At 63.9% G+C, this 12,725-nt stretch carries 9 protein-coding genes; 1 reads left to right on the top strand and 8 read right to left on the bottom strand.

Going from position 1 to position 12,725, the window contains the following annotated elements; translation table 11 throughout:
- Positions 1-2: 2 nt before the first annotated feature.
- From LCM4576_RS21470 to LCM4576_RS21450, 5 genes are all read right to left on the bottom strand, one after another.
- Positions 3-1,994: a glycoside hydrolase family 127 protein gene (locus LCM4576_RS21470; RefSeq protein WP_071034511.1), complete on the bottom strand. Its 1,992-nt coding sequence runs from the start codon at positions 1,992-1,994 to the stop codon at positions 3-5.
- Positions 1,995-2,013: 19 nt separating this feature from the next.
- Positions 2,014-2,871 (bottom strand): carbohydrate ABC transporter permease, encoded by an 858-nt coding sequence (locus LCM4576_RS21465; protein WP_071034509.1) that lies wholly within the window; start codon positions 2,869-2,871, stop codon positions 2,014-2,016.
- Entirely contained in the window at positions 2,871-3,791 is a 921-nt protein-coding gene (locus LCM4576_RS21460; protein WP_071034507.1) for a carbohydrate ABC transporter permease, read from the bottom strand. Before LCM4576_RS21460 ends, LCM4576_RS21465 begins: the two co-directional genes overlap by 1 nt.
- A gap of 181 nt (positions 3,792-3,972) precedes the next feature.
- Positions 3,973-5,220, bottom strand: coding sequence for a sugar ABC transporter substrate-binding protein (locus tag LCM4576_RS21455; RefSeq protein WP_071034506.1), 1,248 nt, complete (start codon positions 5,218-5,220; stop codon positions 3,973-3,975).
- Positions 5,221-5,289: 69 nt separating this feature from the next.
- A complete protein-coding gene (locus tag LCM4576_RS21450) occupies positions 5,290-6,339 on the bottom strand; it encodes a LacI family DNA-binding transcriptional regulator (RefSeq protein ID WP_071034504.1) in 1,050 nt (349 codons plus the stop codon).
- A 349-nt stretch (positions 6,340-6,688) separates the two neighbouring features.
- Between LCM4576_RS21450 and LCM4576_RS21445 the strand changes: the two genes are divergently transcribed.
- Positions 6,689-8,002, top strand: a complete 1,314-nt coding sequence (locus LCM4576_RS21445; RefSeq protein ID WP_071034502.1) for an outer membrane protein — start codon at positions 6,689-6,691, stop codon at positions 8,000-8,002.
- 134 nt (positions 8,003-8,136) lie between these two features.
- On the opposite strand, the gene LCM4576_RS21440 is transcribed toward LCM4576_RS21445, so the two are convergent.
- The 3 genes from LCM4576_RS21440 to LCM4576_RS36560 all read right to left on the bottom strand — a co-directional run.
- A complete protein-coding gene (locus LCM4576_RS21440) occupies positions 8,137-9,438 on the bottom strand; it encodes an HlyD family type I secretion periplasmic adaptor subunit (RefSeq protein ID WP_071034500.1) in 1,302 nt (433 codons plus the stop codon).
- A 1-nt stretch (position 9,439) separates the two neighbouring features.
- Positions 9,440-11,248, bottom strand: coding sequence for a type I secretion system permease/ATPase (locus tag LCM4576_RS21435; RefSeq protein ID WP_071034609.1), 1,809 nt, complete (start codon positions 11,246-11,248; stop codon positions 9,440-9,442).
- A 330-nt stretch (positions 11,249-11,578) separates the two neighbouring features.
- Positions 11,579-12,725 (bottom strand): hypothetical protein (locus tag LCM4576_RS36560; protein ID WP_198540289.1); only part of this gene is annotated, 1,147 nt, incomplete at its 5' end.

Below are 12,725 nucleotides of genomic sequence, written 5' to 3'. Positions count from 1 at the left end.
CCCTACCCTTCCCTCAGCCACACGAGCATCTCGCCGGGTTCGCGGTTGTCCCAGGCAAAGTACGGGATTGCCCTGACTGTCGTCTCCTCCGCTGCCGGCGGCTCTGATCGATAGAGATCGTGGCCCCATTTTTCYGTCTCGGCCCTGCTGCCTATGGCCGAGAGGGTGACGATGCCGCCGAGCAGGTTCGGCTCCTTGCGGGCCTCGAGCCTTGCTTCGCGCGGCAAGGCGATGCGGTGCAGCCCRCCGCCATTGTCGGTCTCCTCGACGCAGTAGATCAGCGGGCCGCGCGCAAGCGCGACGCGGCCGATGTCCTGGCGCACCTGCGGGTTGGCGAAGAGGCGCGCCGTCGACATTTCGAGGTCGAGCTCGACCTTGTCGCCCTGGCRCCATTCGCGGCGGATCGCGGCATAGCCGTCGGCCGTCGCCGCTTCGAGATCGACGAGCTTGCCGTTGACCCGAAGTGCCGCCTTGCGGCACCAGGACGGCACGCGCAAATGAAGCGTGAACGCAACCGGCGCCTCCGGCCCGACCTCGATCGCGACCGCGCCATCCCACGGATAGTTGCTGGTCTGGACGAGGGCAACCTGTCGGCCGGCGATCTCGAAGCGCGCGGTCGAGTCGCCATAGAGATGGACCGCCAGCGCATCGTCGGCGAGGCCGTAGAAATAGCTGCCGATCGAGGCCACCATGCGACCGATATTGGGCGGGCAGCACGGGCAGCGGTGCCACTTCCAGCGATGATGGCCGCCGCGGCTCTCCAGCGGGTTCTCGTAGAAAAACAGCGAGCCGTCGAGCGAGAGACCCGAGATCGAGCCGTTGTAGAGCGCCCGCTCCATCATGTCGGCATAGCGGGCGTTCGGACCCATGCCGAGCATGCGGCTTGCCCAGAACACCAGGCCGACCGAGGCGCAGGTCTCGGCATAGGCTGTCTCGTTGGGCAGGTCGTAATCACTGGTGAAGCCTTCATTGTGCGCCGACGGCCCGAGRCCGCCGGTGACGTAGAGGCTCTTGGTCATGAGATCGTCCCAGAGCCGGTCGAGCGCTACGCGCAGCGTGTCGTCGCCATATTCCGTCGCGATGTCGGCCATGCCGGAATAGAGATACATGGCGCGCACCGCGTGGCCGACGACCTTGTCCTGCTCGCGCACCGGCTTGTGCGACTGGTTATATTCGTAGGTCTTGAAGTGATAGGCCTTCGGATCGGCGCCGCGGGCGCGCGCTTCCTCATCGAAATAATGCGGCTGCTGGCCGCGCTGGTCGATGAAGTACTTCGCGAGTTCCATGTACTTCTTCTCGCCGGTGGCCCGCGCCAGCTTGACCAGCGCCAGCTCGATCTCCTCATGGCCGCAGTAACCCTTTTTCTTGCCGGGTTCGGGGCCRAACATCGAGGCGATGTGGTCGGCATAGCGGCACATGATGTCGAGCAGCTTGCGCTTTCCCGTCGCCTGGTAATAGGCGACCGCGCCCTCGATCAGATGGCCGGCGCAGTAGAGCTCGTGGCAGTCGCGCAGGTTCGTCCAGCGCAGGCCGGGCTGGATGCGCTGATACCAGCTGGAGAGATAGCCATCCTCCTGCTGCAGTTTTTCATACATCTCGATGACGGCGTCGATCTTCTTTTCCAACTCCGAGTTGCGGCGGCGATAGAGCGAATAGGCGGCGGTCTCGATCGTCTTGCCCCAGTCGGAATCCCAGAACATCTGGGTCGTCACCGTCGAGCCGGTGAACTCGGCGCCCTGCTCGCCGGCCTCGTCGGGCGATGGCGAATGGAACGGGATGACGACGCCCGGCGACGGCCGGTCCGGATCGACCTGCTCCAGCATGCGCGCCTCGACGCAGCGATCGTAGAGAATGCCGGCGGTCTTGGCGGCGACCGCGTCGACCCGGTCGCCCCAGAAGCCGCGCATATCGACCTGCGGCACGGGCAACGGCCGGAAGGCGAGCTTCGGCCTGGCGGAGGTGCCGGTCTCGTTGGCGGGCTGCGATGCGGTCATGAGGTTCACTCCATTCGAATTACTTGACGGCCCCGGCCATGAGGCCGCGGATGTAGAAGCGCTGCAGCGCCAGGAAGAGGATCAGGCAGGGCACCATCATCACCGTGACGCCCGCCTGCACCGCGCCCCAGTCGATGGCGCCGAAGCGGCCTGACTGAAGTGCCGTCATCATCACCGGCAAGGTGAATTTGGACTGGTCGGTCATCAGCACGAGCGCGGCCAGGAATTCGTTCCAGGCGCCGAGGAAGGCGAACAGCGCGATGGTGACGACACCCGGCCAGACAAGCGGCAGCATCACCTTGATGAGCATGGTGACGTTGTTGGCGCCGTCCATGCGCGCGGCCTCCTCGATCTCGCGCGGCACGGCGTCGAAAGCGTTGCGCATCATGAAGATCGAGAACGGCAGCTGCAGCGTGACATAGACGCAGACCAAACCCGTCAGCGTGTTGTGCAGGCCGAGCCTCGTCAGCACCAGGAAGATCGGCGTCAGGATCGACTGGAACGGGATCATGATCGTCGACAGGATAAGGACGAAGAAGAAATCCCGGAACGGAAAGCGGAAGCGCGAGAAGCCGTAGCCGGCGAGCACGCTGACCAGCACCGAGAGCAGCACCGTCATCACCGAGACATAGATGCTGTTCTGCGCCGAGGCCCGGAGCCCGTCGCCGAAGGAGTTCAGCGTCTCGTAATTCTCGATGGAGAAGCCGGTGGTTGGCCAGGGCGGCAGCGGCGGCTGACGCRCCTCCTGCGCCGGCTTGAAGGTCGACAGCACCGTCCACACGATCGGCGCCAGGAACAGCACCGAGGCGATGATGCCGGTGGAATGCCTGGCGAGGCTGAAGGCCGCCTTGCGGTTCTGCGACATCGCCTCGGCCATCAGTCGAGCCCCTCGGGCTTGCGCAGCAGCCAGAGCTGGATGAGGCTCAGCGCCACCAGGATGACCAAGAGCACCATCGAAAGCGCCGCVCCGTAGCCGAGCTTGAACGAGACGAAGGACTGGTTGAAGATCCAGTAGACCGCCGTCAGCGTCTGGTTGCGCGGGCCGCCGCGCAGGATGATGTAGAACTGGTCGAAGGCGAGGATCGAGCCCGCCACCGACAGGATCAGCGCCAAGGCCAGCGTGCGGCGCATCAGCGGCAGCGTGATCGCCCGGAACCTGGCGAACGGGCCGGCGCCATCGATGACGGCGGCCTCCTGCAAATCCTGCGGTATCGACTGCAGGCCCGTCATCAGGATGATCATGGTGAAGCCGGYGACCTTCCACACCACCATGGCGATGATCGACCAGAAGGCCGGCTGGAAGGTCGCCAGAAGATTGACCTTCTTTTCGGTCAGGYCGAGGTCGTAGGCGGCGGGGCTGAACAGGCCGGAATCGACGTTGAGCAGCCAGGACCACAGCAGGCTGGCCGAAGCGAAGCCGACCACCGCCGGCATGAAGAAGGCGGTGCGGTAGAGGTTGGTGAAGGGGCGCGGCCTTTCGATGAAGATCGCCAGCGGAAAGGCGACGGCGAAGATCGCRATGGTGACGACCACCGTGTAGTAGAAGGTGAATYTCAGCGCATTCCAGAAGCGCGTGTCGCGCAGGATGGCGACATAATTGTCTAGGCCGACGAAGGAATGCTCGCCCATCAGCGGCCAGTTGTTGAGCGACATCCACGCCGTCATGCCGAGCGGGACGACGAAGAAGACGGTGACGAAGGCGACCGCCGGAAGGACATAGAGCAGGCCGATCCATTGCCGCAGGCTGGTGGCGGTGCGTGTTCGGGCGGGCGCGGAGGTGACGGCGATGGAAGCCATTTCGTTTTCATCCGTTGGGCGCGGCGYCCCCCTCCCCCTTGAGGGGAGGGTCCGGCCGCAGGCCGGGGGTGGGGTCCTCCGCGACGCACTCGACGGGGAGATAGCGTCGAGCACTGCCGCGGGCGACCCCACCCGGACCTGCGGTCCGACCTCCCCTCAAGGGGGAGGTTAAGGCAGGCGCTTACTTGTTCGGCGCCTGGTCGATGATCGACTGCATGGTCTCCTGGGCGTTCTTGATGGCGCCGTCGACGTCGTCGCCGAAGAACACCTCGTTGATCATCTGCGTCCACGGACCGTTGGCGGAGTTGATCAGGTCGTTGAACACCACCGAATAAGGCGTCCTGCCCTTGGCCATCGCCTCGGCCGCCACCTGGTAGCGCGGGTCGAGATCCTTCAGCGCGTCCTTGGCGATGTCGTTGCGCACCGGCAGGCTGCCATATTTGGCGAGGATGGTCTGGCCTTCGAGCGAATAGGCGAAGTCGAGGAACTCCTTCACCACGGCGATCTTCTTGGTGCCCTTGGTGACGACGAAATTGTCGCCGCCGGCGAAGGAGGACCAGCCGCCATCCTTGCCCGGCAGGAAGGTGATGCCGTAGTCGACGTCGGGGTACTGCGTGTTGAGCGCGCCGATGGCGAAGGCGCCGGACGGCGACAGGCCGATCTTGCCGCCGGCGAAGGCGGCGAAGAAATTGGCGCCGGTGTCGGTCTGCGCGCCCTCGGGCACCAGGCCTTTCTTGACYATCGAGCGGTAGAGGTCGATCGCGCCGCGCAGCTGCGGGCTGTCGAGCGTCGCCTTCGAACCGTCCTCCGACAGGATGTCTCCGCCCGAGGCCCAGATCAGCGGCGTGAAGGTGAAGATGTTGCAGCCGCCGCAATTGCCGGAGAAGTAGAAGCCCTTGATATCGCCGCCGAGCGCGTTGACCTTTTCGGCGTCGGCCTCGATCTCGGCCCAGTTGGCCGGCCCCTTCTCCGGGTCAAGCCCCGCCTRCTTGAACAGCTTCTTGTTCCAGATCAGCACCGAGGCGTCGGCCGAGAACGGCAAGCCGTAGATGYGGTCCTTATAGGTGCCGGTCTTCACATGCGCCGGCGAGAGGCTCGAAAAATAGGGCAAGGATTTCGCCCAGTCGGTGATGTCCTCCAGCTGGCCGGCGGCGGCGAAGGACGGCGTGTAGATCAGGTCGAGYGAGAGCGCGTCGGGCGCGGTGCCGCCGGCGGCGGCGGCACCATATTTCGGGATGATCTCGGCATTGGGAATGATGTCGAGCTTGATCTGGTCCTTGTTCGCCTTGTTGAAGGCGTCGACGATGCGCGRCATGAAGTTCGAGCCGTCGGCGCGCACCCAGATGTTGGCGGTCTCGGCGGCCGCCGCCTGCATGCCGCCGCCGATGACGGAAGCGGCAAGCATCAGCTTGGCAAGCATGGTCTTCATGTTATTCCTCCTCATGGTTCTCCTCCCGGTTTTGGCCGCGCCGCCCGGCGGACGCGTGGCCTTGTTGCTTCATCCTGGCGGACTGCCGCATGACTGACGCACCACCAGCCGGCACGGCAGTTTCCTGATGCCCGGCGCGGCCGGCTGACCGTCGACGAGCGACAGCAGGGCCAGCCCGGCTTCGCGGCCGAGGCTCGCCAAGTTCATGTCGACGGAGGTGAGCGGCGGGCGCGTCGCCTCGGCCACGATCTCCCAATTATCGAAGCCGATGACGCCGACATCGTCGGGCACGCGGATGCCGCGCTCGCGCAGCGCATCGATGACGCCGCGCGCGATCTGGTCGTTGCCGCAGAAGATGGCATCCGGCTGACCTCCCCTGCCCGCCTTGCCGAACAGTTTCTMGACTGCCTCGTGCCCCCAGCCTTCCGACCAGGCGCCGAGCAGCGGCTCGCTCGTAGTCAGGCCGTTCTCCTTCAGGACACCGCGCCAGGCCTCGGCCCGCGTATGCACCACCGCGAAGCCAGCCGGGCCGGTGACATGGGCGATGCGCCGGCGCCCGAGCCGCAAAAAATGCTCGACCGCCAGCCGCGCGCCGCCGGCATCGTCGGAGACGAGGCCGACCGCGCCGGGATCCGGCTGGGTGAAGGCGTAGACGACCGGGATGCGCAAATTGGAGAGATCGACCGGCAGGTGGCGGTCGATGCGTTTTCCCGTGGCGACGATGCCGTCGACGCGCTTGTCGAGCATGGCCTCGACATGCAGCTGGCCGAGCCGCTGATCGTCCTCGACATTGCACAGGAACACCGAGACGCCCTTGTCGACCAGCGCATCCGAAACCCCGGCCATCAGCGGCAGCGAGAAGCGGCCATAGGTATCGTTGGTGAGCAGCCCGACGGTGAAGGAGCGTTTTCTGAGCAGGCTCTGCGCCAGGCTGTTCGGCCGGAAGCCGAGCAGCCGCGCCGTCTCGCGGATGCGCTCGCGCGTCTCCGCCGTCATGCGCCCCTGCCCGTTCAGCGCCTTGGACGCCGTCGCCACGCTGACGCCGGCGGCCGCCGCCACCTCGCGCAGGGTGACGGGCGGCTTGGCAAAGACAGGCGCTGATTCGGCGTCTGAAACCATTTCCGGCGCAGGACCTCCCAAATTGAGAAAACCTTTTCTCACAGGAGCCTGCTTATTCGGACCGGGGGACGGATATCGAAACGGCGGCTTGGGAAAAGGTTTTCTCAAAGGGAGAGTAGACTGAAGGCTGACATCGCGCAAGGGTCATTTCCTGCGACTGGTCCAGCGTCAGGCAAGTGGCCGGACCAGCCGTGCCGGCCTTCCGCGGCTCACCGACCTTTTCTGGGTGCATCGCCGGAATTGCGCCTGCCGCTACGGTAGTTTGCCTATCGGTGTGGCATTTCTGCCACCACAAATTTCAACAACCCTTGCTAGAACATCGCCGGGTTTTAACTTGGGGTTATGAGCTATGTTTCTTCGTCTTTCCGCGAAATCCGTTCTGCTGGGCGCCGTTTCGGCCGTCGCTTTGATGTCGGCTGCGCATGCCGCCGACGTCGTCCAGGAGCAGGCGGCTCCCGGCTTCAACTGGAGCGGCGTCTATGTCGGCTTCGGYGTCGGCGCCGGCGCCAATGTTCACAAGCTCAGCAGCGATTTTGCGCCCGGYGTTTCGCTTAACGGCATCGGAGGCGAAGGCATCTTCGGCCAGGCGACCGTCGGCTACGACTATATGGTCTCGCAGCGCTTCCTGCTCGGTGGCTTGATCGACGCGCATGTCGGCACGATCAAGACTTCGCTTGACCTTGCCGGGCTGAGCGCTGACATCAAGGAAACGTATGGGTTCGACGTCGGCGTGCGCGCCGGTTACCTGCTGACGCCGAGCACGCTGGGCTACGTCCTGGGCGGCTACGCCTGGCAGAAGTACAAGCTCGACACCAATGCCGGCTTCGGGTTCGATTGGGACCAGGGCGGCTACTTCGTCGGCGCAGGTGTCGAAACGGCGATCAACAGCAACTGGACTCTTAAGGGCGAGTATCGCTACACGCGCTTCAGCACCAACGACAGCTTGCTCTCGGATGCCGGGCTGAATGCTCCGGACGGTGCGCTCAACCTCGATACGTCACGCCATACCTTCGRGGTTGCTGCCAGCTACCGCTTCAACGCCAATGACGGCGGGGCGGCCAGCTTCGAGACGCCTTCCTACAACTGGACCGGCTTCTATGTCGGCGGTGGGCTCGGCGCCGGAGCGGTCGTGCATCAGATCGAGATTCCGCCACTGGGCGGAGCCAAGTTCAACGGCCTCGGCGGCGAAGGCGTGTTCGGCGAGGCCAGCATCGGCTACGACCAGGAYATGGGCAGTTGGGTGGTCGGCGGCCTGGTCGACGCGCGTCTCTCCGGCATCAAGTCGAAGCTTGATCTGGGTGGCATCCTGGGCGGTATCGACTCGATTAGCCTCAACGCCGACTATGGTTTCGACGTACTCGGCCGTATCGGCATGAAGGTCAACGAAGCCACTCTGGCCTATGCGCTCGCAGGCTATAGCTGGCAGCACTTCAAGCTCGATGCTCCGGCACCGCTCGATGTCGACTGGGGCTCCAGCGGCTTCTCGGTAGGCGCAGGTCTGGAAACGGCCCTGTCGGACAAGATGACGGTCGGCATCGAATACCGCTACTCGCAGTTCGAAAAGGAAGACTTCTCGGATGCATTCCCGATCCCGAGCGGTCTCGCGACGGCGACCCCGTCCTTCCACACCGTGCGCATCGACGCCAAGTACAAGTTCAACTAAGCAAAGGCCTCCAGCCAAAGCCGCAAGCCCGCCATTCGGCGGGCTTTTCTTTTACGGGTCGCCGGAACGGCGGCGATCCGAAATCGAAGTGTGCCCCTGCAAGGATCGGCGCTGCTCGCTGAAGCTCAGGGTTCTTACTGTCTGAAGGCCCGGCTGATCTGATCCTGCAGCGGCTTGACCAGATAAGACATCACCGAACGATCCTCGGTCTTGATGAAGGATTCCACCGGCATGCCGGGAACCAGCTTGACCTCGCCGAGCCGCGCGACCTCCGCGGCGGTCGTCGTGATGCGCACCGTGTAATAGCTGACGCCCGTGCGCTGGTCCGTGGTTATGTCGGGCGAGGTCCGCTCAACCACGCCGTTAATCTGCGGCGTCGTGCGTTGGTTGAAGGCCGAGAAGCGCAGCGAGGCAGGTTGGCCGACCCACAGCTGGTCGATGTCGCTCGGCGCGATCCTGGCTTCCACGGCAAGGCTGTCATTGTCGGGCACGACCTGCATGATCGTCTGGCCCGGTGTCACCACGCCGCCGATCGTGTAGGCGATCGACTGCTGAACCACACCATCTTGCGGGGCGCGAATATCGACCCGCTTCAACTGGTCCTCGGCGGCGACCTTACGCTCCAGAAGCTCGCCCATCTGACCGTCAACGTCACGCAGATCCTTGTTCACCTCGGTGCTGAGATCGAGATCGATCTGGATGATCTGCAGCTTGATCTCGGCGATCCGCCCCTGCGCCTGCGCCTGGGCCGCGATAAGCTGGCCACGCTCGCCGTCGAGGCGCGTGGCCTCTCGCTCGGTCTGTGTCAGCCGGTCGATAGAGATGAGCTTCTTGGCCCAAAGCGTTCGCACCGAAGCGAGCTCCTTCTGCACAAGCTCGATTTCCTTGCTCTTTGCCTCCGCTTGCGCCGTGTTGCCCGCGATCTCCTTCTCAAGTTGAGCGATGCGTTCACCGAGCTGGCTTTTCTGGCCGGCGCGGGACGTGCGCCGCGTCTCGAAATGCTGCTTTTCGCCGGCAATCGCCTCGGCGACGTCGGGATCGGCGCTCCGGTCCAAGAGTTCGTTCGGAAAGATGATGGCGTCGCTTCCCCGACGCTCCGATTCGAGCCGGGCCTTGCGCGCGGAAAGCTGGTCGAGCGCCTTATTCACCACACCGAGATTGGCCGCTGGCATGGTGCGGTCGAGGCGCAGCAGAAGGTCACCGGCTTTCACGCGATCACCGTCGCGGGCGTCAATCTCAGCGACAATGCCACCGGTCGAATGCTGCACGTCCTTGACGTGGGAATCGACGACGAGCGTGCCGGGGGCGATGACCGCGCCGGCAATCTCGGTGGCCGAAGCCCAGCCGCCGACACCGCCGGCAAGCAGTAGCACGACACCGACGCCAAGTCGCGTGTAGAAGCGGATGGATAAATGGGAGACACCAGGCGTGGCCATGTCAGCGTCCCGCCTCGGTTCCGTCGGCTACAGCAAGATGAGGGCCTTCCGAAGCCACTCTCAGTTGCGGACCGCCGGCCGGCACCGGCCGCAGCGTCGGGAACATCTTGGCGAAAACCTCCTCCTTCGGGCCGAAGGCATGGACACGCCCCTGGTTCATGGCCAGCACGAAATCAACGGCTGTCAGCACGTTCGGCCGATGCGCGACGATGACGACAACCCCGCCTCGCTCGCGGACACCCAACATCGCTTTGATCAGCGCCTGCTCGCCGTCCATGTCGAGATTGGAATTCGGCTCGTCCAGCACCACGAGGAAAGGATCGCGATAGAGCGCGCGGGCCAGCGCGATGCGCTGGCGCTGGCCGGCCGAGAGCGCTTCGCCGTGGTCGCCGATCTCGGTTTCGTAGCCCTCGCGAAAACCGACGATGAGGTCATGCGCGCCCGCTGCCTTCGCCGCGGCGATGATCGCGCCGGCATCGGCGTCAGGTTCAAAGCGAGCGATGTTCTCCGCCACCGTCCCGGCAAAGAGTTCGACATCCTGGGGCAGATATCCGATGTGGCGGCCGCGCTCCGCCTGAGACCATTGATCGAGGTCAGCGCCGTCCAGCTTGATGCGCCCGGCGACCGGAAACCAGGCTCCGACAAGCGCGCGCACCAGCGTAGACTTTCCCGACCCGCTCGGTCCGATGATGCCGACGCCGTGGCCTGCCTCCAGAGCGAAGTTTGCGTCGTGAACTAGCAGTCTCTGCGTGCCCGGGGCGCCGACCGAGACGTTTTGCATGCCGACATTYGCACTGGGCGGCGGCAGCAACATCGGCTCGGTTTCAGCCGGCAGCGCCGCCAGCACCCTATTCAGCCGCTGCCAGCCCTGGCGCGCGGTGACGAAGCCCTTCCAATTGGCAATCGCAAGATCGACCGGAGCCAGCGCGCGGCCGCTGAGGATCGAGGCGGTGATGATGATACCCGCCGTCGCCTGCCCCTCGATGACCAGCCAAGCACCGAGGCCGAGCATAGAGGACTGCAGCAGCATTCGCAGAACCTTCGATATTGCGCCGAAGCCGCCGGCCACATCGCTCACCTTGCGTTGCTCTGCAACGTATTCAAGGTTGGCATTTTCCCACCGAGCGGCGAGCCCGCCAGTCATGCCCATTGCGGCAACGACCTCGGCGTTGCGGCTTCCAGCCGAGATCAGCCCATTGCGCCGAATACCGGTCAAAGTTCCGGACGATACAGGCTTTCGCGTCAATCGCTCGGCAACCACGGTCAGAGCCACCAACACGATGGCCCMAAGCAGCGCTGTCACGCCAAGCAACCAGTGGAACATGAAGATGATGACAAGATAGAGCGGCAGCCAAGGCAAATCGAAAAGCGCCGTCGGCCCCATGCCGGACAGGAAAGCCCGCACGCTGTCGAGGTCGCGCATCGGCTGCAGGCTATCGCCCCCGCGCCCGTTTTTCRGCGGCAACTGCAGCATCGACGTATAGACACGGCGGCCCAGCGCTTCGTCCAAGGCCCCRCCGATGCGCACGAGTACCCGACCGCGCACGAAATCGAGAATGCCTTGGCCGCAATAGAGGATGACCAACAACATGGTGATGCCGACGAGTGTCGGCAGGCTTCGGCTTGGCAACACGCGGTCATAGACCTCGAGCATGTAAAGCGAGCCGGCAAGCATCAACACATTGAGCACGCCGCTGAACACCCCTACCGCGAGGAAAGCCGATCGGCAGGAGCGAAGGGCGTCGGCGAGCTCGGAGCGCGCAGATTGCGCTCGCCGGCCTACCGGCTTTGCCGGCCGCTTGCCGCCCATCGCCGCATTGGTTGGCCTGGCGACATCACCGATGCTGCTGTCCGGCGCGGGCCGGCGCGCCCGAAACAAAGCCAAGCCGCCGAAGCCCACCATCGCCACGCCAACGAGCGTCTCCCCTAACGATCGGGGCAGGCCTGGCGAAAGCCAGCCGGCGCCGCCAAAAAGGAGCAGCAGAGCGCAAGCAACAAGGATCAGGCCGATGAACCTTACCTTTGCCTGCGCTGAACCAGATGCTGCCTTGGCTACCATTGTCGAAGCGACACTGAACAAAAGACTCCGGTCATCCAGCCTGCCAGTCGCACATCATGACTCGACAGGCCGACCGCCGCCTCAGCCACCGTCATTGGCGTAGACATGCAGTATCGCCCCTTCGAAAGTCATGCCGGTATTGTTGTAGAAATCGAGTTCCTGATGGATCAGGTTTCCGGCAAGCTCKGGCCCTGCAGTGGCATTCTCGTCCTCCAGCCCCACGTTCCAGGCTGCGCTGCTCGCCTTCACCGCGATTCCACCGCCCCAAGCCTCGAAATGAGACGAAGATGTCCCGCCATTCGTAACCTGCAGCCAGTCGATCGCCTGGTCGAGATATTTCTGAGGGCTGTTGGGATCGGTGGAGGCGTCGCCGATCGGATTCCCGGCCAAATAATTGAGCCAGGTGGCTACCGTATCGCGGGCAAGGACGAAGCGTGTGTCCTGCAGGTCCTTGGTCGACGCGTTGATCACCTTGAGCGCATCGGCGTAGGAGATGAAGAACGTGTCCTCACCCGGACCCGTCTTTCCATCAAGGTTGTAATCTCCGATCAAGAGGCCGGCTTTATCGGAACCATTTTTGTTTCCGTCGTTGTTGGAATCGACTTGATACAGAAGTTCGTGGGTGGYGAAGTTCGGGCCTGTTTTACCGACGCCGTCAAYGCCATCCCAGAAAGTCTTRCCGAGATTGGTCCAGAAGCCCGGCGTGYGCACGCCGGGACCTGCGAATGATTGGACCGTCGCTGTATCATGGGCGGACACGTCATTGGTGCTGTCGTCGTCATGGGCATGCACTACGACCGTGTTGGTTCGGGAATCGGCGTTGGGAAGCAAGTTGAACGAGCTATCTGCTGTGAAAACCCAGGTCTCATCACTATCGACGAGATAGTTGCCGTTGGAGTCGCCACTCACATAGTGCGAGCCGTAACTCTGCCCGGCGACCGAGAAGCCATCCAACAGGTTGATATCGTCGCCTGTATTCGCCGTCCCATTGTCGTCGATCAGTGAGGTCAACGTTAGCGGATCGAACGCGCCGGCTGCGCTCGTGTTGGTTATCTCATAGTGATAGGTGACGTTCTGCGCTCCCGACTGGACCGTCTCCGAAGAATGGAAGATGCCATCATGATCTGCATCGACGGTCTTCTCGATGGCGACCGACGGCGCGACGTCCTTCACCGTTACGGTCGCGTCGTCGCTTGCCGGCGGCGCGGCGGTGCCCTCGTCATCCTGG

It is taken from the genome of Mesorhizobium sp. LCM 4576 (assembly GCF_001854815.1).
Taxonomy (GTDB): Bacteria; Pseudomonadota; Alphaproteobacteria; order Rhizobiales; family Rhizobiaceae; genus Mesorhizobium; species Mesorhizobium plurifarium.
The sequence above is the reverse complement of the archived record's forward strand: the minus strand, read 5'-3'. Positions and strand labels throughout refer to the sequence as shown.